Below are 26622 nucleotides of genomic sequence, written 5' to 3' on the forward strand. Positions count from 1 at the left end.
CGCCGGCCGTGCTCTGACGGATTCGCTACACGGCGCGTCAAGAGTCCGTGAAGGCCGGCGGCCGGGCGCAAGGAACACGACAAGACGGCACAGGGCGCGAAAGGACCGCCCGCACGCTGAGGTGTTCCCGACCGGAGGTGCCCCGCACGATGACCGTCCTCAACACGCCTCCCGGCTCCGCCGGCCCGTCGGGTCCGTCCGACGAGGTTCCCGGCGCGCCCGGCCCCACCGACGGGGCTCCCGGGCCGCGGCCGGCGGGCGACCGGCACCGGCTCACCGCGCTCCAAGGGCTGGCCGCTCTCTCCCTCGACGCGATGGCGTCGGTGGCCTACGGGCCCGAGGCCATCGTGCTGGTCCTCGCCACCGCGGGCGGTGTGGGGCTCGGCTTCACCCTTCCCGTCACCCTCGCCATCGCCGCCCTGCTCGCGGTGCTCGTCGCGTCCTACCGCCAGGTGATCGCCGCGTTCCCGAACGGCGGCGGTTCGTACGCCGTCGCCAGGACCCATCTGGGCCGGCGCACCTCCCTGGTCGCCGCGGCCTCGCTGATCCTCGACTACGTACTGAACGTCGGGGTCTCCGTCACCGCCGGCGTCGCGGCGCTCACCTCCGCGTTCCCGGCCCTCTACGACGACCGGATCGTGCTGTGCCTCGGTGTCCTGGTCCTGGTCACGGCCGTCAATCTGCGCGGCATCGTGGACTCCGCGCGGGCGTTCGTCGTGCCGACCGCGGTCTTCGTCGGCTCGATCCTGACCATGATCGTCGTGGGGCTGTTCCGGGACGCACCGGTGTCCACCGAGGCCGCCGCCGGCCATGCCTCCGTACTGGGCGAGAACACCACCACCGTCGGCGCGCTGCTGCTCATCAAGGCGTTCGCCTCCGGCTGCTCCGCGCTCACCGGCGTCGAGGCCGTCGCCAACGCCGTGCCGTCCTTCCGGGCGCCGGCGGCACAGCGCGCCCGGCGGACGGAGGCCGCGCTCGGCGGACTGCTCGGCGTGATGCTCATCGGGCTCGCGGTCCTCATCGGCCGCTTCCACCTCCAGCCGGTCGAGGGCGTCACCGTGCTCGCGCAGCTCGCGGACGCGTCGCTCGGGCACAACTGGGCCTTCTACGTCGTGCAGTTCGCCACCGTCGTCCTGCTGGCACTGGCCGCGAACACCTCCTTCGGCGGGCTGCCCGTCCTGATGTCGCTGCTCGCCCGCGACAACTACCTCCCCCATGTCTTCCGGCTGAAGGCCGATCGTGAGGTCCACCGCCACGGGGTCCTGGCGCTCGCCGCCGTCGCGGCGCTGCTGCTCGTCCTGTCCGGCGGCGACACCAACACGCTGGTGCCGCTGTTCGCGATCGGTGTCTTCGTCGGCTTCACCATCTGCCAGACCGGCATGGTGATCCACTGGCGCACGGAACGATCGCCCGGGTGGCGGGGGCGCGCGGTGCTGAACGGTGCCGGCGCCGTCCTCACCGGAGTCGGAGCCGTGGTGGTCACGGCCACCAAGTTCACCGAAGGAGCCTGGCTGATCGTGGTCGCGCTGCCCGCGCTGGTGCTGATCTTCGAGCGGGTGCACCGGGCCTACGGAAGGATCGGCGAGCGCCTGGGCCTCGGCCGGGTGCCCGAGGCCCCGCACCGCGAACGCTCCCTGGTCGTCGTACCGGTCTCCCATCTGTCGAAGCTCACGGTCGAGGCCCTGAACGCCGCCGTCTCGCTCGGTGACGAGGTACGGGCGGTGACGGTGACCCATGGGGACGCGGAGGACCGCGCGGCCCTGCGGGAGCTGCGCCGGGACTGGGAGCGGTGGAACCCGGGCGTGGACCTGGTGGAACTGCACTCGGAGCACCGAACGGTGGGCCGGCCGGTGTCGGAGTACGTGCGCCGGGTGTACAAGTACCACCCCGGCACACGGGTCACCGTGCTGATACCGGAGGTGGAGCCGGACCGGCTGTGGCAGCGGCTGCTCCAGAACCAGCGGGGCGCGGTGCTCGCGCACGCGGTGCGCCGGGACACGGACGCGGTGATCTGCCGGCTGCGGTTCCGCCTCTCGGATTCCGACCCCCTGCCCTGACCGGGTCCGGCCCCCTGTCCTGACCGGGGAGGTGGTGGCACCGTGAAGGGAGAGGCGCACGACGAGGCCACCGGCACGCTCGACCCGCTCGGCCGCATGTCGACCGCTGCGTGTCACCGGCTGTTGGCGTTCCGTCAATTCGGCGCTCCTAGGTTCCATCAGCGCGCGACCCCGCTGCGCCGGCCGGCACCGCGGGGCGGTCCCCCCATTGGAGCGATACGTGGAACGTCGCAACTTCCTGCGTGGAGCGGTCATCGGCACCTCGGCAGCCGCCCTCGGCGGCACTCTGTGGCGCGGTGCGGCCGTCGCGGATCCCGCGCAGCCGGGCCCCGGTCCCTACGGCGCACTCCGGCCGGCCGACGCCAACGGCATCCTCCTGCCCAACGGGTTCACCAGCAGGGTGATCGCCCGCTCGGGACAGAAGGTCGGCTCGACCTCGTACACCTGGCACAGCGCGCCGGACGGCGGTGCCTGCTACGCCGACGGCACCGGCTGGATCTACGTCTCCAACTCGGAGATCAACCCGTCGGGCGGCGCGAGCGCGGTCACGTTCTCCTCGACGGGTGCCATCACCGGCGCCCGTCGCATCCTGTCCGGCACCCGGCAGAACTGCGCGGGCGGCAAGACCCCGTGGAACACCTGGCTGTCCTGCGAGGAGGTCAGCCTCGGGTACGTCTACGAGACGGACCCCTGGGGCGTGAACGCCGCCGTGCGCCGGGACGCGATGGGCAGGTTCAAGCACGAGGCGGCCGCGGCCGACCCGGTCCGCAAGGTGGTCTATCTGACCGAGGACGAGACCAACGGCTGCCTGTACCGCTTCGTCCCCACCACCTGGGGCAACCTCTCCTCCGGCACCCTTCAGGTACTGAAGGCCGGTACGGCGACCTCGGGCAGCTACACCTGGGCCGATGTCCCCGACCCGGACGGCTCGCCGACCGCGACCCGCAGCCAGGTCTCGGGCTCGAAGAAGTTCAACGGCGGCGAGGGCTGCTACTACGCCGACGACACGGTGTGGTTCACCACCAAGGGCGACAACCGCGTCTGGCAGCTGAACCTGGCCGCCGGCACCTACGAACTGGCCTATGACGACTCGCTGGTGAGCGGCGGCGCACCGCTGACCGGCGTGGACAACGTCACCGGCTCCTCCTCGGGCGATCTGTTCGTGGCGGAGGACGGCGGCTCCATGGAGATCTGTGTGATCACCCCGGACGATGTGGTCGCGCCGTTCCTGCGGATCAGCGGCCAGTCCTCGTCGGAGATCACCGGTCCGGCGTTCTCGCCGGACGGCAGGCGGCTGTACTTCTCCAGCCAGCGCGGCACGAGCGGGTCGTCGTCGGGCGGCATCACCTACGAGGTGACGGGCCCCTTCCGCTCGTAGCCCGTCAGCTCCTCCGCCGCTCGTAGCCCGTCAGCCCTTCCGCCGCCCGCGGGCCTCATCAGCCCGCGGCCTCCGCCGGTGCGCCGCCCCTCAGCAGGGCGGCGCCCAGCGGGGTGAGCGTGTGCAGGACGGCGTTCCCGTGGCGCAGGGTCAGCACCAGACCCGCGTCCCGCAGCACCGCGGCGTGCTGGCTCGCGGAGGCGAGCGACACCCCTGCCCTGCGGGCCAGTTCACTGGTGGTACAGCCGTACCGTATGGCCTGGAGCACGGCGGAGCGGGTGTGGCCGACCAGCCGGCCGAGGGAGGGGCCGCCGGCGTCCCCGAAGGCCGGGTCGGGGGTGTGCTCGGCCGCGTAGACGAGGACCGGCGGGAGCGACGGGTCGCGGTAGACGACGGGATTGCCCCGGCAGAAGAACGACGGCTGGAGCAGCAGGCCCCGGCCGTCGAGGTGCAGATCGCGGTCGACGGGATAGTCCGCCTCCAGGACCGGGGCACGCCAACGGAGCACCGGGGGAAGCGAGTCGAGCAGTTCGCCCGCGCCCCCGTCGAGCAGCGCCCGTCCGCGCACCGCGCGGTCCGCCTCGACCCTCGCCTGGATCTGCGGCCAGTACGGCTCGATGGCGGCGCGGTGGTAGCTGCGGAGCACCGACACGAGCCGGACGAGCGGCTCGGGCCGTCCCTCGGCGAGGGCGGCGAGCCGGCCCGTCAGCTCCGGAGCGGGGGCGCGGCCGGCGGCCACGAGTCCCAGTTCCGTATACAGTCGCGCCGGCGATGTGGCACGAATCACTTCGAGTCCGGAGTCGAGTCCGAGGCTTCCTTCCGGAGGTGTCAGAAAGTCGGGGAAATATCCCCGCGTCGGCACCAGAGCGGCCAGCAGGCTTGTTTCACCATTCAACCTGGCTCGCGTTTCCGAGCGCCATTCCCCGAACATCAGCGCACGTCGGCGCTCTCTCAATCGGTGAAAGCTGAGAATCGTTTCCCACAACACATCCGGTTTCGTCGCCATCCGCACTCTGGCGAGGTCGTCACCGGTGAAATGGATACGAAGCACTGAACCCCCACTGTTGCACCCGCAATCGGCCCCGATCACCGAGTATGCATGCAATCACAGCCGGTTACCACGGTGTTTCAGCCACAGTTGAAATGTCTCGCCGCAGCCGGGTGCGAACCGAAAGGCTGTACGGCGTCGGACAGGAACCAACTGTCACCGATGGACACAGCGAAGGCCGTGGGGGGCTTTGCGTGTCCGGCGGCGGGCGACAGTCGGTGCGGCTCCCTGCCCGGCGTGGGTAATGGGGCGCGGTCGGCGGATGGGGATCCGCGGGCCGCGCTCCGCCCGTTGTTTGCTGAACCAATGGCGGGAATTCGCTGGCCGGCAACATCCACAATTGCTCAGGGACTTTGTGAAAGTACTGAAAGAAGGGCACGGCCCGCCGGAGTCCTGCAAGCACAGCAGAAGGGGCGGGCGCCCCGCACAAGGCGCACGCCCCTTCTCGGTGTTCCGGAGCCTCCACCGGGTCGGTGAGGGTGGGATGACGGCTCCCCCACGGGCGCTGGGAGGCGCCCGCGGAGGACCGGTGTCGGCTCCGGCGTCCTAGGGTCCCTAGCGGGAGTCGCTGCCCTTGGACACGGCCGCCGCACGGCCGGCCTCCAGGCGCGCCACCGGAATTCGGAACGGCGAGCAGGACACGTAGTCGAGGCCCACCTCGTGGAAGAAGTGCACCGACTCCGGGTCGCCGCCGTGCTCACCGCAGACACCGAGCTTGAGGTCCGGGCGGGTGGCGCGGCCGGCCTCGACCGCACTGCGGACGAGCGAGCCGACGCCGTCCTTGTCGATGGTCTCGAACGGGGAGACCCCGAAGATGCCCTTCTCCAGGTACGCGGTGAAGAACGAGGCCTCCACGTCGTCGCGGGAGAAACCCCAGACCGTCTGCGTGAGGTCGTTCGTCCCGAAGGAGAAGAACTGGGCCGCCTCGGCGATCTGACCGGCCGTCAGCGCGGCACGCGGCAGCTCGATCATCGTGCCGATGGTCAGCCGCAGGTCGGTCCCCGTGGCGGCCTGCACCTCGGCGATGACCCGGTCGGCCTCCTCGCGCACGATCTCCAGCTCCTGGACGGTGCCCACCAGCGGGATCATGATCTCGGGGCGCGGGTCGCCCTTGGCGTTCTTGCGCTCGGCCGCTGCCTCGGCGATCGCCCGTACCTGCATGGCGAACAGCCCGGGGATGACGAGCCCGAGGCGGACACCGCGCAGGCCCAGCATCGGGTTCTGCTCGTGGAGCTTGTGCACGGCCTGGAGCAGCCGCAGGTCGTTCTCGTTGTGGTCCTTGCGGGCCTCGGCGAGCGCGACGCGCACCGACAGTTCGGTGATGTCGGGGAGGAACTCGTGCAGCGGCGGGTCGAGCAGCCGGACGGTGACGGGCAGCCCGTCCATCGCCTCGAACAGCTCGATGAAGTCCTTCTTCTGGAGCGGCAGCAGCGCGCCCAGCGCGTTCTCGCGCTCGTCGTCGGTGTCGGCGAGGATCAGCTTCTCGACCATCTCGCGGCGCTCGCCGAGGAACATGTGCTCCGTGCGGCACAGGCCGATGCCCTGGGCACCGAACCGGCGGGCGCGCAGCGCGTCCTCGGCGTTGTCGGCGTTGGCCCGCACGCGCAGCCGGCGTACCCGGTCCGCGTAGGCCATGACGCGGTGCACGGCGGCGACCAGTTCGTCGGCGTCGTCCGCGCCGGCGTGCATCCGGCCCTCGAAGTACTCGACGACCGGGGACGGTACGACCGGCACCTCGCCGACGTACACCTTGCCGGTGGAGCCGTCGATGGAGACGACGTCGCCCTCCTCGATGACCGTGCCGTTCACGGTCATCCGGCGGCGCTTGGTGTCGACCTCGAGCTCCTCGGCGCCGCAGACACAGGTCTTGCCCATGCCGCGGGCGACGACGGCGGCGTGCGAGGTCTTGCCGCCGCGGGAGGTCAGGATTCCCTCCGCGGCGATCATGCCGTCGAGGTCGTCGGGGTTGGTCTCGCGGCGGATGAGAATGACCTTCTCGCCCGAACGCGACCACTTCACCGCGGTGTAGGAGTCGAAGACCGCCTTGCCGACCGCGGCACCCGGGGACGCGGCGATACCGCGGCCGAGGAGTTCCGTCTTCGCCTGGTCGTCGAAGCGGGGGAACATCAGCTGGGCGAGCTGGGCGCCGTTGACCCGCTGGAGGGCCTCGGCCTCGTCGATCAGTCCCTGGTCGACGAGCTGGGTGGCGATGCGGAACGCGGCACCGGCGGTGCGCTTGCCGACGCGGGTCTGCAGCATCCACAGCTGGCCGCTCTCGATGGTGAACTCGATGTCGCACAGGTCCTTGTAGTGCGTCTCGAGGGTTTCCATGATCTGCATCAGCTGGTCGTACGACTTCTTGTCGATCTGCTCCAGCTCGGCGAGCGGGACGGTGTTGCGGATGCCCGCGACGACGTCCTCGCCCTGCGCGTTCTGCAAGTAGTCGCCGTAGACGCCCTGGTGGCCGCTGGCGGGGTCACGGGTGAAGGCGACGCCCGTGCCGGAGTCGGGACCGAGGTTGCCGAACACCATGGAGCAGATGTTGACCGCGGTGCCGAGGTCGCCGGGGATGCGCTCCTGGCGGCGGTAGAGCTTGGCACGGTCGGTGTTCCACGACTCGAAGACCGAGCGGATCGCGAGGTCCATCTGCTCGCGGGGGTCCTGCGGGAAGTCGCGCCCGGCCTCGGACTTGACGATCTTCTTGAACTGCTTGACCAGCTTCTTCAGGTCAGCGGCGTCGAGGTCGGTGTCGACCGTGACCTTCTTGGCGGTCTTGGCGTCGTCGAGGGCCTCCTCGAAGAGCTCGCCGTCGACCCCGAGCACCGTCTTGCCGAACATCTGGATGAGGCGGCGGTAGGAGTCCCACGCGAAGCGCTCGTCGCCGGCCTGCTGGGCCAGGCCCACGACCGACGCGTCGGAGAGGCCGATGTTGAGGACGGTGTCCATCATGCCGGGCATGGAGAACTTCGCACCCGAACGCACCGACACCAGAAGGGGGTTGTCGGCCTGGCCGAGCTTCTTGCCCATCTTCTGCTCGAGGGCGTCGAGGTGCGCACTCACCTCGTCGCGCAGAGCCGCCGGCTCCTCGCCGCTGTCCAGGTAGACCTTGCACGCCTCGGTGGTGATGGTGAAGCCCGGAGGGACGGGCAGGCCGAGGTTGGTCATCTCGGCGAGGTTCGCACCCTTGCCGCCGAGGAGGTCCTTCAAATCCCTGTTGCCCTCGGTGAAGTCGTAGACGAACTTCGCTACGTGGGGATCTTTGTTTTCCGACACGGGTCTCGACTCCTCGAGGACGCGGTGGCTGCCCTGACGGCCAGGAACATACCCAGATCGAAGGCGCCTGGGTACGTCCACTTGGCCGTCATACGGCCGTAACCACTCGTCCGCCACCAGATCGAAAGTGACCGGGCAGCCGGCGCGCGATCGGCAACCTTTCAAGCCATGAACGCATCAACACTCTCGGCAACGAGAATGCGGCGAACCATCCACGGAGAGCGATGAATCTCGCGATCGGGTGAACCCATGAAGGGTGGCACTCGGTGCCACCCTTCCGAGAGATGCAGCCGTCACCAAATCGCTCATCTGAGCGGCACCCCTATCAAGGGTGGCGAGAATCACGCGGCCGAAGACCGTCCGGTCCCATCATCCGGACCCGCGTAACACGCCGCAACACATCGGCTCAGCACCTCCAGGTCCACCTCCTCCAGGCTCTCGGCGAAGACCCGACCTGCTGATTCGGGCACCGGCAGCAACGACGGCACCACCAGCACCGGGCATCCCGCAGCCTGCGCCGAGGCACTCCCGTCCGGTGAGTCCTCCACCGCCACACAGGCCCTGGGGTCGGCCCCGAAGCGCTCGGCCGCCGCCCGGTAGGGATCCGGGTGCGGCTTGGTGCGGGCGGTGTCGTCGGCGGACAGGGTGAAGGAGAAGGGCACCCGAGCCAGCGCCCCCCGCACCACACAGTCGACGACCAGCCGCGGCGATGCGCTGACCAGGGCGAACGGCACATCGAACCGTTCCAGTTCGGCCAGCAGCCTGCGGACTCCGGGACGCAGCGGAGCCCCCGCGGCCACCCGCCGGTGGAAGGAGTGGGTCAGGGCCTCGGCCGTCTTGGTGGCACTGAGAGACACCCCGGGACCGGGCCGGGCGACCCGCATCAGATGAGCGGCCGTGTCCTGGACCGCCCGGCCGACGACCTCGGGTGCGTCCGCGGCGCCCAGCCGGTGCCCGACCGAGGCGGCGACCTCCTCGGCCGCCTCCCACCACAGCGTCTCCGTGTCGACGAGGGTGCCGTCCATGTCGAAGAGGACGGCCGCGGGACGGGCCGGGGCGCCCGGGGTCACAGCGCCGCCGGCACGACGAGCACGGGACGCTCCGCCAGCGACATGCGCGCACGGGTGCCGGGGGTGAGCGCGGCCGCCTCCCGCGACGGCAGATCCGCCTTGACCGATCCGCCGTCCGGCAGATCGAGCAGGACCCGGGTGACCGAACCGAAGAAGGACGCGGAGACGACGGTGGCCTCGCCCTCCGGGTCGGCGACGACGAACACGTTCTCCGGGCGTACGAGCACCTCGACCGCACCGGCCGTGAGAGGCGGATCGCCGTCCACCGGCAGTCCCGCGCCCGCCACCTCCACCAGGCCGCCGCCGGTCGTCACGCCGGGCAGCCGGTTCATGGTGCCGACGAACTCGGCGACGAACGCCGTCGCGGGGCGCTGGTACAGCTCGGCGGGCGCCGCGCACTGCTCCAGCCGTCCGGCGTTCAGGACGGCGACGCGGTCCGCCATGGACAGGGCCTCCTCCTGGTCGTGCGTGACGAAGATCGTGGTGATGCCGAGCGACAGCTGAAGCCGCCGGATCTCCTCGCGGAGGCTGAGCCGCACCTTGGCGTCCAGCGCGGACAGCGGCTCGTCGAGCAGCAGCACGCGCGGTTCGAGCGCCAGGGCGCGGGCGAGCGCGACGCGCTGCTGCTGGCCGCCGGACATCTGGTGGGGGTAGCGGTCTCCGTGCTCCGGCAGGCCGACGAGCGCGAGGAGTTCGGCGGCGCGGGCGTTCCGCCGGGCGGCGGGCACCTTGCGCACCCGCATGCCGAAGGCGACGTTGTCGCGGGCGCTGAGGTTGGGGAAGAGGCTGTACGACTGGAACACCATGCCGGCGTCCCGGCGGTTCGCCGGCACCCGGGTGATGTCCTCGCCGTCGACCAGGACCTCGCCCGCGTCGGGCTGTTCGAAGCCGGCGACGACCCGCAGCGCGGTGGTCTTGCCGCAGCCCGAAGGGCCGAGGAGGGCGAGCAGTTCGCCGGGCTCGACGGTCAGGTCGAGACCGTCGAGGGCGACGGTGGAGCCGAACGCCCGGCGCAGACCGCGGAATTCGACGCGCGCGCCCGCGGCGGCGGCGACCTCGCCGGCCAGGGCCACGGGTGATGCGGTGGGTGCGGACATGGTTCAGGACTCCTTGCGGGAGGCAGGGGCGGCAGCGGGTACGGAGCCCACGCTGCGGCTGCCGTTGCCCGCACGGGACAGGAGCAGCAGCAGCGCCCAGGTGATCAGAAGACTGAGGATGGACACGGCCACAGACATCCGGGCCTGCGATCCGGAGACGGTGACGATCCACACCGCGAACGGCTGGAAGCCGAGCAGGGCGGCGATCGTGAACTCGCCGAGCACCAGGGCCAGTGTGAGGAACGCGGCCCCGGCGAGCGAGGTGCGCAGATTGGGCAGAACGACCCGGCCGATCACCTGCGGCCAGTTCGCACCGCAGTTGCGGGCGGCCTCGACGAGCGTCGGTACGTCGACGGCGCGCAGCCCCCCGTCCAGTGACCGGTACACGAACGGCAGCGCCAGCACGGTGTACGCGAGGACGAGGACGAGCGGGAAGCTCTCGTTCTGGACGGCGAGGAACGTCTGGTAGAGCGGGGTGCGCGACAGATGGTCGGGGCCCCAGCGCAGCACCGTGCCGATGCCGGTGACCAGCGCGATCGGCGGCACCACCAGCGGCAGCATGCACACGACCTCGACGAGCGGCCGCAGCCTCGGCGCTCCGAGCCGTACGGCGACCAGCGCGGGTACCGCGAGCAGCAGCACCAGGGCGATGGTGGCGGCGGCGAGCCCGAGGGAGAGCAGCAGGCTGTCGGTGAAGCCCTCGGCGCCGAGGATGCCGGTGTACGCCTGGAACGAGATGCCCTGCCCGGGGGTGTGCACGGTGAAGACGAACGAGGCGACGAGCGGGACCAGGAAGTACAGGCCGGCCAGGCCCAGCACGAGCCCGCGCCACACCCGGGGCCTGCCGGCGCGACGCGGCCGCGTCGCGGACGGTGCCTTCTCCGGCACGAGGGGGGCGACCGGGTCGGCCGGGGCGGTGGGGGTCAGCGCAGCCATCGGGCACTCCGTCGCTGAAGGGGGAGATAGACCGCCATGACCAGCCCGGCGATCAGGATCATGTCGAGACTGAGGGCGAGGGCCACGTTCTCCTGGCCGACCAGCACATTGCCGGAGAGCGCGTCCGCGATCTTCAGGGTGACCAGCGGCACGGACCCGCCGACCAGGGCGGCGGCGGTGGCGTGCGCGGCGAACGCGCTGCCGAACAGCAGGACGAAACCGCCGAGCAGCGACGGGGCGAGGACGGGCAGTCCCACCATCCGCCAGTACTGCCAGGTGCTCGCCCCGGTGTTCTGCGCCGCCTCCCGCCACTGGGGCCGCAGCCCGTCGAGCGCGGGCACGATCGTCAGCACCATCAGCGGGGTGAGGAAGTAGAGGTAGACCACGCTGAGTCCGGTGAAGGAGTACAGGTTCCAGCCGAGGCTGTCCAGATCGGCGAGCTGGGTGAGCACGCCGGAGATGCCGGCGGTCGCGATGAAGGCGAACGCCAGCGGTACGCCGCCGAAGTTGGCCAGCACACCGGAGGCGGTGAGCGTGGCGCTGCGCAGCCACTGTCGGCGTGAGGTGACGACGGCCTGCGCGATGAACAGTCCGGCCAGCGAACCGATCACCGCGGTGAGCCCGGAGAGCTGCACACTGCCGGTGAGGGAGTCCAGATAGGGGCCCTGGAGCGAGCGCCGGACGTGCTCACCGGTCAGCGAGGAGCCGCCGGTCGTCGCGTCGGTGCGGGTGATCGCGCCGTACAGCACGGCCCCGAAGGGGAGCCCGAAGCACAGCCCGGTGAACAGCAGCAGCGGCAGGACCGCGAGCCCGCTGCGGGGCCCGCGCCGCCGGCGGCGCACACCGCCGGCGGTCCGGGTGGAGGACGGGAGAGTCACGGACATCAGGAGAGGGCCTTGTCCCACTTCTCGGCGAGTACGGCCTTGGCCTTGTCGAGTTCGGCGGACGAGGGGAACGTGGGCGTGCCCTCGACCTGCGGAAGCTTGGCGACGAAGGACTTGTCGGCGGTGCCGCCGGAGGTCATGACCGGCAGCAGCACGGGGCGGGCGTACCCCTTCAGCCAGAGGTTCTGGCCCTCGGTGCTGTAGAGGAACTCCATCCACAGCCGGGCGGCGGCGGGGTGGGGGGCCTGCTTGTTGATGGCCTGCGAGTAGTACTGGGCGTAGACGCCGTCGGAGGGGACGGCCACCTTCCAGTCGACGCCCTTGCCGCGGAACTGGTCGGCGTAGCCGGCGTTGAGGTAGTCCCAGTCGATGCTGATCGGGGTCTCGCCCTTCTCGACCGTGGCCGGGGTGGACTCGACGGGGATGAAGTTGCCGCGCTTCTTCAGCTCGGCGAAGTAGTCGATGCCGGGCTGGATGTCGCCGAACGTGCCCTTGTTCGCGAGAGCGGCCGCGTACACACCGCCGAAGGCCGAACCGGACTTGGTCGGGTTGCCGTTCAGCGCGACCTTGCCCTTGTACTCGGGCTTGAGCAGGTCGGCGAAGGTCTGCGGGCAGTTCTTGATCCGCTTGGCGTCGCAGCCGATGGAGACATAGCCGCCGTAGTCGTTGTACCAGCGGGCCTGCGCGTCCTTCTGCTCCGCGGGGATCTTGTCGAAGGCCTCGACCTTGTAGGGCGCGAAGAGATTCTCGGCGGCGCCGCTGCGCGCGAAGGCGATACCCAGGTCCAGGACGTCGGGGGCGCGCTTCTGGCCCTTGCGGGCCTTGACGGCCGCGATCTCGTCGGCGCTGGCGGCATCGGGGTTCTCGCTGTTGACCTTGATCTTGTACTTGGCCTCGAAGGCCTTGATGATCCCGCCGTAGTTGGCCCAGTCCGGCGGGAGGGCGATGACGTTCAGCTCGCCCTCCTTCTCCGCGGCCTCGACGAGCGCCGGCATACCGCCGAAGTCGGCGGCGGAGGCACTGGCCTTCGCCCCCACGGTGCCCGCGGCCGCGTTGTCGGGTGCGGCACCGCAGGCCGTGACCGTGGTGAGGACTGCGGCGCCGAGCAGGGCGGCGGCGACGGGGCGGGTAGGTCTGAACACGGTCTCTCCCGGAGACTAAGTGAGAACTTGTCTGAACAAGCTGAGTTCAGTTCGCCCGGATGACCTGTCCGGATCATGAACGCCGCATGGCCGCCGGGGATCGGGCGACGGAAGAGACAAAGCCGCCTCACCAACGGTCATAGCCGGTTGCAGCGCGTGGGTACGGCCGCGCCCGGACACGGTTAGGGTGAGGAGGGAAGCGGAACCCAGCGCAACCGACTGCGCACAGTTTCGGGGCACGGAGGACGTTCGCGTGGGCACGGCGCGTTATCTGGAGATCGCGGAGGCGCTGCGGGGATCGATCCTCGGCGGCGAGTATCCGGTCGGGGCTCAACTCCCCTCGGAGAGCGACCTCGCCGACCGCTGGTCCGCCTCGCGCGGCACCGTGCGCCAGGCCGTCGCCGTCCTCGCCTCCGAGGGCCTGATCGGATCCCGCCAGGGTGCGCGCAGAATCGTGCTCCGGCACGAACGGCGCCACAGCTTCGCGGAGTTGAACAGTTTCGCCCAGTGGGCCGATTCACAGGGCTACGAGGTCGCGAGCCGCATCCTGACCCGGGAGCGCCGGCCCGCCACGCCCACGGAGGCCTCCCGGCTCTCGGTGCCGACGGGGTCCGCGATCCTCCATGTGCTGCGGCTGCGACTGCTGGACGGCGAGCCGGCGATGCTGGAGCGCACCGCGTACGCGCCCTGGGTCGCACCCGCCGTGGAGGAGCTGCCCGAGGACTGCTCGTCGATCATGAACAGCATCGCCGGGACACACGACATCGTCGCCCACTACGGCGAGCACCTCATCGACGCGGTGCCCGCGGGCAGCGTCGACGCGCGGATGCTGCGGGTGCGCCGGGGCAGTCCCCTGCTGCGGCAGCGGCATGTGTCGTCCACGGCGACGGGCCGGGCCATCGAGTGGACGGACGACCGCTATGTGGCGGGCAGCGTGACTTTCAGCGTGAGCAACTCGTCGGACACGGCGCCGCTGTCGCGCCACGCGGGCCAACTGGATGGCTGAGGGTGTCGTTCGGCGGACAGCGATGCCCGCCGTGCGGCCTGCCCTTCGGATCCTCCGGCGACAGCGAGGGCCTCAGCCGCCCGAGGTGTCCAGCTCCGCCTCCGCGCTGATGCCCGCGCAGTCGTAGGGGTCCTTGAGCCAGCCGTCCGGCAGGACGACCCGGTTGTTGCCCGACGTACGGCCACGCGGGCCGTCCGCGCCCACGGGCCACGGCTGGTCGAGGTCCAACTCGGCCAGCTGGGCGTCCAGTTCCACCAGCGAGGAGGTGATCGCCAGCTTCTTGCGCATCTCGGAGCCGACCGCGAAGCCCTTGAGGTACCAGGCCACGTGCTTGCGGAAGTCGATGACTCCGCGCGTCTCGTCGCCGATCCACTCGCCCAGCAGCTCCGCGTGCCGCCGCATCACCGCGGCGACCTCGCGCAGGGTGGGTGCCGCGTACGACCCCGTGCCCTCGAAGGCCGCGACCAGGTCGCCGAAGAGCCAGGGCCGGCCCAGACAGCCGCGCCCCACGACGACGCCGTCGCAGCCCGTCTCGCGCACCATCCGCAGCGCGTCGTCCGCCGACCAGATGTCGCCGTTGCCGAGCACCGGGATCTCCGGGACGTGCTCCTTGAGGCGCGCGATCGCGTCCCAGTCCGCCGTACCGCCGTAGTGCTGCGCGGCCGTGCGCCCGTGCAGCGCGATCGCCGTCACGCCCTCGTCGACCGCGATCCGTCCGGCGTCGAGGAAGGTGATGTGGTCGTCGTCGATGCCCTTGCGCATCTTCATCGTCACGGGGAGGTTGCCGGCGCCCGTCACCGCCTCGTGCAGGATGGCGCGCAGCAGCGGCCGCTTGTACGGCAGCGCGGAGCCGCCGCCCTTGCGGGTCACCTTGGGCACGGGGCAGCCGAAATTGAGGTCGATGTGGTCGGCGAGGTTCTCGTCCACGATCATGCGGACGGCCTTGCCGACGGTGACCGGGTCCACGCCGTACAGCTGGATCGACCGCGGTGTCTCGCTCGCGTCGAAGTGGATCAGCTGCATCGTCTTCTCGTTGCGCTCGACCAGCGCCCGCGTCGTGATCATCTCGCTCACGAAGAGTCCCTTGCCGCCGGAGAACTCCCGGCAGAGGGTACGGAACGGAGCATTCGTGATGCCGGCCATGGGCGCGAGCACGACCGGCGGCTGTACGGAGTACGGGCCGATCGAGAGCTTCGCGAGGGACGCGGGAGACGGGGCGAGCGTGGTCATTCGCCCATTGTCGCGCACGCCCGGAGTCGTTAGTTAACCGTACTATCGACGTATGTCCGAGCTCACATCACGACGGCGGCTGCTCATCCTGGCGATCTGCTGCATGAGCCTGCTGATCGTCTCCCTCGACAACACGATCCTCAATGTGGCGCTGCCCTCCATCAGCAAGGAGATGCACGCCTCCGTGGCCGGGATGCAGTGGACGATCGACGCGTACACGCTCGTCCTCGCGTCGCTGCTGATGCTCGCCGGTTCCACCGCCGACCGGATCGGCCGCCGCCGGGTCTTCAAGGCCGGACTCGTGATGTTCACCCTCGGTTCGCTGCTGTGCTCGATCGCCCCGAACCTCGAATCGCTGATCGCGTTCCGCATGGTCCAGGCCGTCGGCGGCTCGATGCTCAACCCGGTCGCCATGTCGATCATCACCAACACCTTCACCGACGCGCGCGAACGCGCCCGCGCGATCGGCGTGTGGGGCGGAGTCGTCGGCATCTCCATGGCCGCGGGCCCGATCGTCGGCGGCGTGCTCGTGGACACCGTCGGCTGGCGTTCGATCTTCTGGGTCAATCTGCCGGTCGGTCTGATCGCCCTGCTGCTGACCTGGCGCTACGTCCCGGAGTCCCGGGCGCCGAAGCCCCGCCGGGCCGACCCGGTCGGACAGCTGCTCGTCATCACCCTCCTCGCCTCGCTCACCTACGCGATCATCGAGTCGAGCATCGTGTTCGCCGTGGTCGCCGCCGTCGCACTGGCCGGTGTGCTGCTGTACGAGCCGAGGCGCCACGAACCCCTCATCGACCTGCGCTTCTTCCGCAGCGCCCCGTTCAGCGGAGCCACCGTCGTCGCCGTGTGCGCCTTCGCCTCACTGGCCGGGTTCCTGTTCATCAACACGCTCTACCTCCAGGAGGTCCGCGGTATGTCCGCCCTGCACGCGGGGCTGTACATGCTGCCGATGGCGGGGCTCACCCTCGTCTGCGCACCCCTGTCGGGGCGGCTGGTGGCGAGCCGGGGCCCACGCCTCCCGCTGGTCATCGCGGGGATCACGATGGCCGCGAGCGGGGTGCTGTTCGCCGCGTTCGAGGCGGAGACCTCGGAGGTGCTGCTCTTCGTCGGCTTCGTCCTGTTCGGACTCGGCTTCGGCATGGTGAACGCGCCGATCACCAACACCGCGGTCTCCGGGATGCCGCGCGCCCAGGCGGGTGTGGCCGCCGCCGTCGCCTCGACCAGCCGGCAGATCGGCCAGACGCTCGGCGTCGCCGTGATCGGGGCCGTCCTCGCCGCCGGCGTCTCCACGGCGACGTACGCCACGGACTTCGTCCCGGCCAGCCGACCCGCCTGGTGGATCCTCACCGGCTGCGGTGTGTGCGTCCTGGTGGTCGGGGTCCTGACGAGCGGCCCCTGGGCCCGCGAGACGGCCCGGAGGACGGCGGAACGACTGGGCGCGGCGGACCGGGAGCCGGCGCGGTCGGTGGCGGATGTGTGACCGGCCCTGACCGACTGACCGGCGCTACGGGCGTCCTGGCCGGTCGGGCGGGCCCGTCACGGAATCGCCGCGGGGCCCGGGGCGGCGGTCCGCCCGTTCGGCCCAGCCTCTCAGACCCCCGCGGACGCCAGAGCCTGGAGCTTCTCCAGCCGTTCACGGGACACGGCGTCCAGCGGGACATACGTCACCAGCCGGGGGCCCGCCTTCGGGCCCAGCCACAGGTTGTTGTGCTCCAGGTGCAGCAGACCCACGTGCGCGTTGTCGATGTACTTCGTCTTGCCGCCCTGGCCGACCACCTCGTGCCGCGCCCACACCTCGCGGAACTCCTGCGACGACTCCAGCCGCGCCAGCAGCGCCTTCCACGCCGGCTCGGCCAGATGCTCCGCCATCGACGCCCGGAACTTCGCCGCCATCATCCGGTTCGACGCCGCGAGGTCCACGACCGCCGACCGCCAGTCCTCGTTGGAGAAGGCCAGCACCATGCAGTTGCGGTCCTCCGGCGGCAGCGCGTCGAGATCGCACAGCAGCCGCCCGTAGGTGCGGTTGTGGGCGAGGATGTCGTACCGGCTGTTCTGGACACACGCCGGAATCGGCTCCAGCTGTTCCAGCATCAGCCGCAGTCCCGGGGTGACCGTGGGGCAGGGCGTGCCCGGCGCCGGGTCGGCCGCGCCCGCCAGGGCGAACAGATGGCTGCGCTCGCTGGAGTCGAGCAGCAACGCCCGTGCGATCGCGTCGAGCACCTGGGGCGAGACCTGGATGTCCCTCGCCTGCTCGAGCCACGTGTACCAAGTGACACCCACGGCCGAGAGCTGGGCGACCTCCTCGCGGCGCAGCCCGGGGGTGCGCCTGCGGCGGCCGCGCGGCAGACCCACCTGCTCGGGGGTGATCCGCTCGCGACGGCTGCGCAGAAAGCCCGCGAGCTCGTGCCGTCGTACGTCGGACTCCTGCGCCATCGTCGTCATACTCCCAGAGTGCCGAACGGCTCAGACCATTGCCAGGTAGTGCTTGTACCAGGATAAGAACACTCTGGTACCAGGCTGCGAGTCGGAGGATCTTCGGATGTGTGAGTGAGACACGTGTCCTTTCCCCCGTTTCCGCCCGTGCCTTCGCAGGCGACGGACCGGTGCTCGGCCCGCTCGGGCTGTTCACCCTCCTTGTCGGCGCGGCCCTTCCGCTGATCGACTTCTTCATCGTCAATGTCGCCCTGCCGACCATCGATCACGACCTCGCCGCGGGTCCCGCGATGCTGGAACTGGTCGTCGCCGGCTACGGCCTGTCTTACGCCGTTCTGCTCGTCCTCGGCGGTCGGCTCGGCGACCAGTACGGGCGCCGCCGGCTCTTCCTCGCCGGGATGGCCGCCTTCGGACTGACCTCACTCGCCTGCGGGCTGGCGCCGGACGCCTGGACCCTCGTCGGCGCGCGGGTCGCCCAGGGCGCGGCCGCCGCGCTGATGCTGCCGCAGGTGCTGGCCACGATCCAGGCGTCCACCTCCGGACAGCGCAGGGCTCGGGCCATGAGCCTGTACGGAGCGACCGCCGGTCTCGCGATGGTGGCCGGACAGATCGTGGGCGGCGTGCTCGTCGCGGCCGACATCGCGGGCAGCGGCTGGCGGGCGATCTTCCTGGTGAACGTGCCGGTCGCGCTGGCCGGCCTGGCGCTGGCGACCCGCTCGGTCCCGGCCACCCGGTCGAAGGACCCGGCGCCCGTCGATCTGCCGGGCACCGTACTGCTGACGGTCGCCCTGTTGTCGCTGCTGGCTCCGCTGACGGAGGGCCGGGCCGCCGGCTGGCCGCTGTGGACGTGGCTCGCACTCGGCGCCTTCCCGGTCGCGGCGGCGGTCTTCTGGTGGGTGGAACGGCGCTCGGACCGCCGCGGCCGCACTCCCCTGGTGCCGCCGAGCCTGTTCGCCCAGCCCTCGCTGCGCCGCGGGCTCGCGATGCTGCTGCCGTTCTCGGTCGGCTTCGGCGGCTTCATGTTCGTGATCGCGGTCGCGCTCCAGCAGGGCCTCGGCGCGGGCACGATCGCATCCGGTCTTGCGCTGGTGCCGATGGCCGTCGCCTTCTTCGTGGCGTCGCTCGCCGGGCCGCGGCTGGTGGTCCGCCACGGCACACGGATCGTGACGGCCGGCGGCGTTCTTCAGGGTCTCGGTGTCGCGGTCCTCGCGCTGACCGTGGGGTACGACTGGTCGCATCTGGCGCTGTGGCAGCTCGCTCCCGGTCTCGCCCTCGCGGGCTTCGGCCAGGGGCTCCAACTGCCCGTGCTCTTCCGCGTGGTGCTCTCCGAGGTGCCGAACGAGAAGGCGGGCGTGGGCAGCGGGGTGATGGTGACGACCCAGCAGTCCGCGCTGGCCCTGGGCGTGGCCACGCTGGGCTCGCTCTTCCTGTCGCTGACGGAGAGCTCGGGCGCCGGCCGGGCGCTGACGGTGACCCTGCTGGTGTGGCTGGGGGTGATCGCGCTGACCACGCTGCTGAGCCTGCGGCTGCCGCGCACCCTGACCTGAGCGGTGCGCCGGTACCGGGACCAGGATCCGAGGGTGTGCCCGGGCCGGACATGCCCGTGGGCCCGGACCGCCTGCGCGGTCCGGGCCCACGGTTCTGCGCCTACTGGTTCTGCTCCTCCTGCGGAGCGTCGGTGCCCTCGGCACGCTCACGCATCTTCCGCAGCAGTTCCGCCTTCTGCTCGGCGGCGGACTGCCGGTCGGCGTTGCGCGTGGGTCCGTTGGCCTGCTGTTCGGCGCGGGACAGCTTGCGTCGCTGTCCGCCGACTCCGAGAAGGTTGTTCCGGCTCTTGGCCATGGGGTTCTCCCATTCGTGGTGAGAAGTGACTTCGGAAACGTCAGACGGGGGGCGGGTCGGGCCGCCGCCCTCTCACTCGTAGATCTGGAAGAACGAAGACATGAGGGAGACGGTACCGCCTGGCGAGAGGCCGGTCATCCGAATTCGGGGCAGCGTGGCGCTCTGCGGCGACCCGGAAGCCGACCCGAACACCGTCCGCATCCACCGGACAAGTATTGAATGACAGATATTGAAATCTGTCATTCGTCATGCCAAGGTGGTGGTGTCAGCCCGTGCGGCATCTGCCGCATCTGCTGCGGCTTCTCTTCACACGACCCTTCAGGAGCCCCTCATGACCCCCACCCCCCGCCCTCTCGGCACCACCGGCCCGCTGGTCTCGCCGCTCGGCCTCGGCTGCATGGGCATGTCCGCGCTGTACGGCGAGGCCGACCGCGCCGAGTCCATCGCCACCGTCCACGCCGCCCTCGACGCCGGCATCACCCTGCTCGACACCGGCGACTTCTACGGCATGGGCCACAACGAACTGCTCGTCAACGAAGCTCTGCGCAGCGCGCCGACGGCCGCCCGCGAGAAGGCCCTCGTCAGCGTCAAGTTCGGTGCGCTGCGCGACGCCGACGGCGGCTGGTCGGGAGTCGACGGCCGGCCGGCCGCGGTGAAGAACTTCGCCGCGTACTCCCTTCAGCGCCTCGGCCGCGACCACATCGACATCTACCGGATCGCCCGCGTCGACCCCGACGTCCCGATCGAGGAGACCGTCGGCGCCATCGCCGAACTCATCGAGGCGGGCCATGTGCGCCATGTCGGCCTGTCCGAGGTCGGCGCCGCGACCGTCCGGCGGGCCGCGTCGGTGGCCCCGATCGCGGATCTTCAGATCGAGTACTCCCTGATCTCGCGCGGCATCGAGGACGAGATCCTGCCGACGACGCGGGAGCTGGGCATCGGCATCACCGCGTACGGCGTGCTCTCCCGCGGGCTGATCAGCGGCCACTTCTCGCACGACCGCGAACTGGCGCCCGGCGACTTCCGCGGCATGAGCCCGCGCTTCCAGGGCGACAACCTGCGGCACAACCTCGACCTCGTCGAGCAGCTGCGGAAGATCGCCGAGCAGAAGGGCATCACCGTCGCGCAGACCGCGATCGCCTGGGTGCTCTCCCGCGGCGAGGACATCGTGCCGCTGGTCGGCGCCCGCAGCCGGGACCGGCTCACCGAGGCCCTCGGCGCGCTCGACGTCACGCTCGACGCCGGTGAGCTCGCGGCCATCGAGGAAGCCGTCCCGGCGGGAGCGGCCGCCGGCGCGCGCTACCCCGAGGCGCAGATGGCCCACCTGGACAGCGAGCACTGAATCCGGCACCGGGGATCCGGCCGGGTACCGTCGACACCATGCCGACGAGCGAGACCCTGACGACCGAGCGCATCCTGGAAGCCACCGAGGATGTGCTGCGCCGCTACGGCCCGGCGAAGGCCACGGTCGTCGATGTCGCGCGGCTGCTCGGCGTGAGCCACGGCAGTGTGTACCGCCACTTCCGTACGAAGGCGGCACTGCGGGAAGCCGTGACGGCGCGATGGCTCGGGCGTACCGAGGACCTGCTCGCGGAGATCACCGAGGCCCCGGCGCCGTCGGCCGGGGAGAAGCTGCGGCACTGGCTGTCGGCGCTCTTCGAGGCCAAGCGCCACAAGGCCGGCGACGATCCCGAACTCTTCGCCACCTACAGCGCGTTGATCACCGAGAGCAGCGACACGGTGGACCGGCATCTGGCGCTGCTGACCGGCCAGCTCACCAGCATCGTCGAAGAGGGCGTGGCGGCGGGCGAGTTCACGGCCGGGTCACCCGCCTCGGCGGCGCAGGCGGTGTTCGTCGCGACGGCCCGCTTCCACGACCCCGTGCACGCGGCGGAGTGGCGCAGACCGGCCATCGAGGACGAATTCCGCGCGGTGTGCGACCTGTTGCTGCGGGGACTGCGCCCCTGAGACCGGCGGAGGTCAGGCCGGACGCGAGCCGGCCGACGGGTCGACGGTCGCCTGATGGACGTCGGCGAGGTGCTCCTCGGCCTTGAGCCAGGGCAGGAACTGCGCACCCTTGCGCCAGCCGCAGGTGTCACAGGTGAGCATCCGCTGCATGCCCGATTTCGCTACGTGCACGACGTGTTCGCGGCCGTGCTGGTCCCATCTGCTGACCTTGCTGGTGGTCGTGGACGGCATGGTGTCTTCTCCCGGATGACGAGTGCGCCCCAGTGTGCAGTACGGACAACATCAACAGGGGACCCTTGTCGCTCTGTTGCCCCGTACGTCGACAACCAGGCGCCCGTACGCCACCTTTCGGCCGGTCGGAGCGGTACGGGCACGGCCGTATACGCGCGCGGAAGGAATCCACGCACACACGCGAAGGCCGGCCGGGCTGCATGCCCGGCCGGCCTTCGGTGATCCCACGGGTACGTCAGCAGCCGAGGAGCCGGGCGCCGAGGTAGGACTGGATCTGGTCGAGGGAGACACGTTCCTGCGTCATCGTGTCGCGCTCGCGCACGGTGACCGCGTTGTCGTCGAGGGTGTCGAAGTCGACGGTGACGCAGAACGGGGTGCCGATCTCGTCCTGACGGCGGTAGCGGCGGCCGATGGCGCCGGCGTCGTCGAACTCGATGTTCCAGTTCTTGCGCAGGTCCGCGGCGAGGCCCTTGGCCTTCGGCGACAGCTGCGGGTTGCGGGAGAGCGGCAGGACGGCGACCTTGACCGGCGCGAGGCGCGGGTCGAGGCGCATCACGGTGCGCTTCTCCATGACGCCCTTGGCGTTCGGGGCCTCGTCCTCGTTGTACGCGTCGAGCAGGAAGGCGAGCATCGCCCGGCCGACACCGGCCGCGGGCTCGATGACGTACGGGGTCCAGCGCTCGCCGGCCTCCTGGTCGAAGTACGACAGGTCGTGGCCGGACGCCTTGGAGTGCGCCGAGAGGTCGAAGTCGGTGCGGTTGGCGACGCCCTCGAGCTCGCCCCACTCACTGCCGCCGAAGCTGAAGCGGTACTCGATGTCCGCGGTGCGCTTGGAGTAGTGGGAGAGCTTCTCCTTCGGGTGCTCGAACCAGCGCATGTTCTCCTCACGGAGACCCAGGTCGCGGTACCAGTTCCAGCGCTGCTCCATCCAGTATTCCTGCCACTGCTCGTCCTCGCCGGGCTTGACGAAGAACTCCATCTCCATCTGCTCGAACTCGCGGGTGCGGAAGATGAAGTTGCCCGGAGTGATCTCGTTCCGGAAGGACTTGCCCATCTGCGCGATGCCGAACGGCGGCTTCTTGCGCGACGTCTGCTGCACCTGGCCGAAGTTGGTGAAGATGCCCTGGGCGGTCTCGGGACGCAGGTAGGCGACCGAGCCCGAGTCCTGGGTCGGGCCGAGGTGGGTGGAGAGCAGGCCGGAGAACTGCTTGGGGTCGGTGAAGGTGCCCTTGTTGCCGCAGTTGGGGCAGTTGAGGTCGGCGAGGCCGTTCTCCGGGGCCCGGCCGTTGTGCTTCTCCTCGTACGCCTCGATGAGGTGGTCGGCGCGGTAACGCTTGTGACAGGAGGTGCACTCGGTCAGCGGGTCGGTGAAGGTGGCGACGTGGCCGGAGGCCTCCCAGACCTCGGGGGCCAGGATCACCGACGAGTCGATTCCGACGACGTCCTCGCGCGAGGTGACCATGTAGCGCCACCACTGGCGCTTGATGTTCTCCTTCAGCTCGACGCCCAGCGGCCCGTAGTCCCAGGCGGCTCGCTGGCCGCCGTAGATCTCGCTGCACGGGTAGACGAAGCCACGGCGCTTGCTGAGGCTGACGATGGTGTCGATCTTGTCGGCGGCCACGGTGCTCTCTTCATTAACGACGACGAATGTATGGGGGGTGAGGCGCGGAGCGCTTCGTTGGGGGGTGGCGGTCGGGAGACGGGCGGGCGAATGCTTCAGGTTACCGGCGGGCGCACCCCTCCAATCAAATCGGTAGGGGTACGACCGGCCCGAGGGGCCGCTCAACAGCTTTGTTGACAATCGTTTCCACTTTTGTTGAAAATGACAGTCATGAACGTACGCCGCCTGATACCCACCACCGTCGCCGCCGGAGCCGTCGCTCTCGGCCTCCTGGCCGTGTCCGCCTGCTCGACCTCCGGTGCCGCCGACGGCAAGGACGGCGACGGCAGGCTCAAGGTGGTGGCGTCGTTCTACCCCATGCAGTATCTGGCGGAGCAGATCGGCGGCAGCCATGTCGCCGTCTCCACCCTCACCCGGCCGGGCGTCGAGCCGCACGACCTGGAGCTCAAGCCCCGCCAGACCGCCGAGCTGGGCGAAGCCGGCTACATCCTCTACCTCAAGGGCATCCAGCCCGCCGTCGACAAGGCCATCGACGAGTCCGAGGCGAAGAACAAGGTCGACGCCGCCACCCTGACCGAGCTGGAGCACCACGGCACCGAGGGCGGCCACAGCCACGAGGGCGACGAGGCGGCCCACGACGAGCACGCCCACGAGGCGGAGGGCGAGGCGGGCGCCGACCCCCACATCTGGCTCGATCCCGTGAAGTACGCCGAGGTCGCCAAGGGCGTCGGGGCCTCCCTGGAGAAGGCCGACCCCGACCACGCCGCGGACTACCGGAAGAACACCACCGCGCTGGTCACCAAGCTCGACGGCCTGAACACCGCCTTCGAGCAGGGACTGAAGAACACCACGACGAAGACCTTCATCACCACACACTCCGCCTTCGGCTACCTCGCCGAGCGCTACGGCCTGGACCAGGAGGGCATCGCGGGCATCGACCCCGAGTCCGAGCCGAGCCCGGCCCGTATCAAGGCGCTCCAGACCCTGGCGAAGAAGGAGAAGGTCAGCACCGTCTTCTTCGAGACACTCGCCAGCGACAGGACCGCGAAGACCCTCGCCCAGGACACCGGGCTGAAGACGGCCGTCCTCGACCCGCTCGAGGGAATCACCGACAGGTCCCAGGGCGATGACTACATCGGCGTGATGCAGTCCAACCTCGCCGCGCTGCAGAAGGCCCTCGGCGCGAAGTGACCCATCCATCCGCAAACGGAGGCACCGTGAGCGAGCCCGTCATATCCCTCCGCGGGGCCCAGGCCTCGCTCGGCTCGCGCCCCGTGCTGCGCGGCGTCGACCTCTCCGTGGAGCGCGGTGAGGTCGTCGCACTGCTCGGCGCGAACGGCTCGGGCAAGTCGACCGCCGTACGCAGCGTGATCGGCCAGGTGCCGCTCACGAGCGGCACGATCACGCTGTTCGGCACCGAGCTGCGCCGGTTCCGCCGGTGGTCGCGCATCGGCTATGTGCCGCAGCGCACCACGGCCGCGAGCGGCGTGCCCGCGACCGTCCGCGAGGTCGTCTCCTCGGGCCGGCTCTCCCGTGCGCGCCTCGGTCTGCTCTCGCGGACCGACCGCGCGGCCGTGGACCGCGCCATCGAGCTGGTCGGCCTCACCGACCGGGCCAGGGACTCCGTGAACGCCCTGTCCGGCGGGCAGCACCAGCGGGTGCTCATCGCCCGCGCGCTCGCCTGCGAACCCGAACTGCTGATCATGGACGAGCCGATGGCGGGCGTGGACCTGGTCAGCCAGGAGATCCTCGCCGGGACGCTGCGCGAGCAGGTGGCGGCGGGGACGACCGTGCTGCTCGTGCTGCACGAACTGGGCGCGCTGGAGCCGCTCATCGACCGCGCGGTGGTGCTGCGGGACGGCTGCGTCGTCCACGACGGACCGCCGCCCCAGGCCGTGGGCCAGCACGCACTGCCCGGCCACGACCACGTACATCCGCATGCGGCCGACGAGTCGCTCCGCACGGGACTGCTGACCTGATCATGGAAATCCTCGAGACCGCCTTCATGCAGCGGGCGCTCATCGCGGCCGTACTGGTCGGCATCACCGCGCCCGCCGTCGGCATCTATCTGGTGCAGCGCCGGCAGGCGCTGCTGGGCGACGGCATCGGCCATGTGGCGATGACCGGCGTCGGCCTCGGCTTCCTGCTGTCCACCAACCCGGTGTGGATGGCGACGGCCGTCTCCGTGGTCGGCGCGATCGCGATGGAGCTGATCAGGGCGTACGGACGCACCCGCGGCGACATCGCGCTGGCGATGCTCTTCTACGGCGGCATGGCGGGCGGCGTCCTGCTGATCAACATCTCGGACACCGGCTCGACGGCCAATCTGAGCTCGTTCCTGTTCGGCTCGCTGTCCACGGTGTCCGACGAGGACCTCACGGCGATCTGTGTGCTCGCCGCGTTCGTGGTGCTCGTCTCGCTGGGCCTGCGGCGCCAGCTGTTCGCGGTCAGCCAGGACGAGGAGTTCGCCCGGGTGACGGGGCTGCCGGTGCGGGCGCTGAACCTGCTGATCGCGGTCACCGCGGCGGTGACGGTCTCGGTGGCGATGCGCGTGGTGGGCCTTCTGCTGGTCAGCGCGCTGATGGTGGTGCCCGTGGCGGCGGCGCAGCAGATCTCGCGCTCGTTCCGGGCGACGTTCGCGCTCGCGGTCGGGATCGGTGTCGCGGTCGCGCTGGCCGGCACGACCACGTCGTACTACCAGGACGTCCCGCCGGGAGCGACCATCGTCCTCCTCGCCATCGCGGTCTTCATCACGCTGACCGTGCTGGCGACCCCCCTGGCCAGACGGCGTGCCCGCACGGTCGAGGCGGCCTCGGCGGAGTGCACCGCGGACATGCCCGGCAGCCGCCGTCCCGGCGACGACGTCAAGGTCTGACCGCGGGCCTGGCAGAATTGGGCCCGACAGCATGTGCGGGCGAAGCGAGGAGGCACCTGTGGTGACGGCGCCAACCGGCGGGAACCCCGCCCCAGTGCGAGGCCGGTCGACCCGGCAGCGTGCCGCGGTGGCGGCGGCGCTCGACGAGGTGGACGAGTTCCGCAGCGCGCAGGAGCTTCACGACATGCTCAAGCACCGCGGCGATTCTGTCGGTCTGACCACGGTCTACCGCACCCTTCAGTCGCTGGCGGACGCCGGCGAGGTGGATGTCCTGCGTACCAGTGACGGCGAGTCCGTCTACCGGCGCTGCTCGACGGACGACCACCACCATCACCTGGTGTGCCGGGTGTGCGGCAAGGCGGTGGAGGTCGAGGGTCCCGCGGTCGAGCAGTGGGCCGAGACGATCGCCGCGCAGCACGGCTATGTGAACGTGGCGCACACCGTCGAGATCTTCGGCACCTGCGCGGAGTGCGCGAGCGCCGCTGCGCAGGCCTGACCCGGCAACGGCGCGCCCCGGTCCGGGGCGCGCCT

At 70.5% G+C, this 26622-nt stretch carries 23 protein-coding genes; 11 read left to right on the forward strand and 12 right to left on the reverse strand.

Annotation, left to right across the window (positions count from 1 at the left end; all coding sequences use genetic code 11):
- The first annotated feature begins 149 nt into the window (after positions 1-149).
- Together ACQPWZ_RS11760 and ACQPWZ_RS11765 are read left to right on the forward strand one after the other, a co-directional pair.
- Entirely contained in the window at positions 150-2057 is a 1908-nt protein-coding gene (locus tag ACQPWZ_RS11760) for an amino acid permease (RefSeq protein WP_433571297.1), read from the forward strand.
- A 220-nt stretch (positions 2058-2277) separates the two neighbouring features.
- Positions 2278-3435 carry a PhoX family protein gene (locus ACQPWZ_RS11765; RefSeq protein ID WP_433571298.1) on the forward strand — a complete coding sequence of 386 codons (1158 nt, stop codon included), beginning with the start codon at positions 2278-2280 and terminating at the stop codon, positions 3433-3435.
- A gap of 58 nt (positions 3436-3493) precedes the next feature.
- On the opposite strand, the gene ACQPWZ_RS11770 is transcribed toward ACQPWZ_RS11765, so the two are convergent.
- From ACQPWZ_RS11770 to ACQPWZ_RS11800, 7 genes are all read right to left on the reverse strand, one after another.
- The gene (locus ACQPWZ_RS11770; RefSeq protein WP_340473003.1) at positions 3494-4486 is read right to left on the reverse strand and encodes an ArsR/SmtB family transcription factor; all 993 of its coding nucleotides are present in this window, start codon (positions 4484-4486) and stop codon (positions 3494-3496) included.
- A gap of 552 nt (positions 4487-5038) precedes the next feature.
- Positions 5039-7756, reverse strand: a complete 2718-nt coding sequence (ppdK, locus tag ACQPWZ_RS11775) for a pyruvate, phosphate dikinase (RefSeq protein WP_340473004.1) — start codon at positions 7754-7756, stop codon at positions 5039-5041.
- Between the two features lie 341 nt (positions 7757-8097).
- Positions 8098-8826 carry an HAD family hydrolase gene (locus tag ACQPWZ_RS11780; protein ID WP_433571299.1) on the reverse strand — a complete coding sequence of 243 codons (729 nt, stop codon included), beginning with the start codon at positions 8824-8826 and terminating at the stop codon, positions 8098-8100.
- Positions 8823-9923 carry an ABC transporter ATP-binding protein gene (locus ACQPWZ_RS11785; protein WP_340473006.1) on the reverse strand — a complete coding sequence of 367 codons (1101 nt, stop codon included), beginning with the start codon at positions 9921-9923 and terminating at the stop codon, positions 8823-8825. The genes ACQPWZ_RS11780 and ACQPWZ_RS11785 overlap by 4 nt, the downstream gene beginning before the upstream one ends.
- A gap of 3 nt (positions 9924-9926) precedes the next feature.
- Positions 9927-10859, reverse strand: coding sequence for an ABC transporter permease (locus ACQPWZ_RS11790; RefSeq protein WP_433571300.1), 933 nt, complete (start codon positions 10857-10859; stop codon positions 9927-9929).
- A complete protein-coding gene (locus tag ACQPWZ_RS11795; RefSeq protein WP_433571301.1) occupies positions 10847-11743 on the reverse strand; it encodes an ABC transporter permease in 897 nt (298 codons plus the stop codon). Before ACQPWZ_RS11795 ends, ACQPWZ_RS11790 begins: the two co-directional genes overlap by 13 nt.
- On the reverse strand, positions 11743-12885 hold the full coding sequence (locus ACQPWZ_RS11800) for an ABC transporter substrate-binding protein (protein ID WP_340473009.1): 1143 nt from the start codon (positions 12883-12885) through the stop codon (positions 11743-11745). The genes ACQPWZ_RS11795 and ACQPWZ_RS11800 overlap by 1 nt, the downstream gene beginning before the upstream one ends.
- A 253-nt stretch (positions 12886-13138) precedes the next feature.
- Here ACQPWZ_RS11800 and ACQPWZ_RS11805 point away from each other — a divergent pair, with 253 nt between their 5' ends.
- A complete protein-coding gene (locus tag ACQPWZ_RS11805; protein WP_356701657.1) occupies positions 13139-13891 on the forward strand; it encodes a GntR family transcriptional regulator in 753 nt (250 codons plus the stop codon).
- 72 nt (positions 13892-13963) lie between these two features.
- On the opposite strand, the gene dusB is transcribed toward ACQPWZ_RS11805, so the two are convergent.
- Positions 13964-15121: a tRNA dihydrouridine synthase DusB gene (gene dusB, locus ACQPWZ_RS11810; protein WP_433571302.1), complete on the reverse strand. Its 1158-nt coding sequence runs from the start codon at positions 15119-15121 to the stop codon at positions 13964-13966.
- A 52-nt stretch (positions 15122-15173) separates the two neighbouring features.
- Here dusB and ACQPWZ_RS11815 point away from each other — a divergent pair, with 52 nt between their 5' ends.
- Positions 15174-16601, forward strand: coding sequence for an MFS transporter (locus ACQPWZ_RS11815; RefSeq protein ID WP_340473012.1), 1428 nt, complete (start codon positions 15174-15176; stop codon positions 16599-16601).
- Positions 16602-16711: 110 nt separating this feature from the next.
- On the opposite strand, the gene ACQPWZ_RS11820 is transcribed toward ACQPWZ_RS11815, so the two are convergent.
- Positions 16712-17563, reverse strand: a complete 852-nt coding sequence (locus tag ACQPWZ_RS11820) for a helix-turn-helix transcriptional regulator (protein WP_383238177.1) — start codon at positions 17561-17563, stop codon at positions 16712-16714.
- 101 nt (positions 17564-17664) lie between these two features.
- Here ACQPWZ_RS11820 and ACQPWZ_RS11825 point away from each other — a divergent pair, with 101 nt between their 5' ends.
- Entirely contained in the window at positions 17665-19101 is a 1437-nt protein-coding gene (locus ACQPWZ_RS11825) for an MFS transporter (protein ID WP_433571303.1), read from the forward strand.
- A gap of 100 nt (positions 19102-19201) precedes the next feature.
- On the opposite strand, the gene ACQPWZ_RS11830 is transcribed toward ACQPWZ_RS11825, so the two are convergent.
- Positions 19202-19396, reverse strand: coding sequence for a DUF6243 family protein (locus tag ACQPWZ_RS11830; RefSeq protein ID WP_433571304.1), 195 nt, complete (start codon positions 19394-19396; stop codon positions 19202-19204).
- Between the two features lie 331 nt (positions 19397-19727).
- Here ACQPWZ_RS11830 and ACQPWZ_RS11835 point away from each other — a divergent pair, with 331 nt between their 5' ends.
- Together ACQPWZ_RS11835 and ACQPWZ_RS11840 are read left to right on the forward strand one after the other, a co-directional pair.
- Positions 19728-20738, forward strand: a complete 1011-nt coding sequence (locus tag ACQPWZ_RS11835; RefSeq protein WP_340473015.1) for an aldo/keto reductase — start codon at positions 19728-19730, stop codon at positions 20736-20738.
- Between the two features lie 38 nt (positions 20739-20776).
- Positions 20777-21364: a TetR family transcriptional regulator gene (locus ACQPWZ_RS11840; RefSeq protein ID WP_356701667.1), complete on the forward strand. Its 588-nt coding sequence runs from the start codon at positions 20777-20779 to the stop codon at positions 21362-21364.
- 12 nt (positions 21365-21376) lie between these two features.
- On the opposite strand, the gene ACQPWZ_RS11845 is transcribed toward ACQPWZ_RS11840, so the two are convergent.
- Complete coding sequence (locus tag ACQPWZ_RS11845) at positions 21377-21595, reverse strand: hypothetical protein (RefSeq protein WP_340473017.1); 219 nt, start codon at positions 21593-21595, stop codon at positions 21377-21379.
- A 235-nt stretch (positions 21596-21830) separates the two neighbouring features.
- On the reverse strand, positions 21831-23216 hold the full coding sequence (locus ACQPWZ_RS11850) for a glycine--tRNA ligase (RefSeq protein ID WP_340473018.1): 1386 nt from the start codon (positions 23214-23216) through the stop codon (positions 21831-21833).
- Positions 23217-23426: 210 nt separating this feature from the next.
- On the opposite strand from ACQPWZ_RS11850, the gene ACQPWZ_RS11855 reads away from it, so the two are divergent.
- From ACQPWZ_RS11855 to ACQPWZ_RS11870, 4 genes are read left to right on the forward strand one after another with little or no spacing between them, the layout of a single operon-like run.
- Positions 23427-24407, forward strand: coding sequence for a metal ABC transporter substrate-binding protein (locus ACQPWZ_RS11855; protein WP_405569546.1), 981 nt, complete (start codon positions 23427-23429; stop codon positions 24405-24407).
- Positions 24404-25195 carry a metal ABC transporter ATP-binding protein gene (locus tag ACQPWZ_RS11860; RefSeq protein WP_383240733.1) on the forward strand — a complete coding sequence of 264 codons (792 nt, stop codon included), beginning with the start codon at positions 24404-24406 and terminating at the stop codon, positions 25193-25195. The genes ACQPWZ_RS11855 and ACQPWZ_RS11860 overlap by 4 nt, the downstream gene beginning before the upstream one ends.
- 2 nt (positions 25196-25197) lie before the next feature.
- Entirely contained in the window at positions 25198-26091 is an 894-nt protein-coding gene (locus ACQPWZ_RS11865) for a metal ABC transporter permease (RefSeq protein ID WP_313946418.1), read from the forward strand.
- Positions 26092-26149: 58 nt separating this feature from the next.
- Entirely contained in the window at positions 26150-26587 is a 438-nt protein-coding gene (locus ACQPWZ_RS11870; protein ID WP_340473021.1) for a Fur family transcriptional regulator, read from the forward strand.
- Positions 26588-26622 lie beyond the last annotated feature (35 nt).

This window comes from Streptomyces sp. CA-251247 (genome assembly GCF_050952975.1).
In the GTDB taxonomy this organism is placed as follows: Bacteria; Actinomycetota; Actinomycetes; order Streptomycetales; family Streptomycetaceae; genus Streptomyces; species Streptomyces achmelvichensis.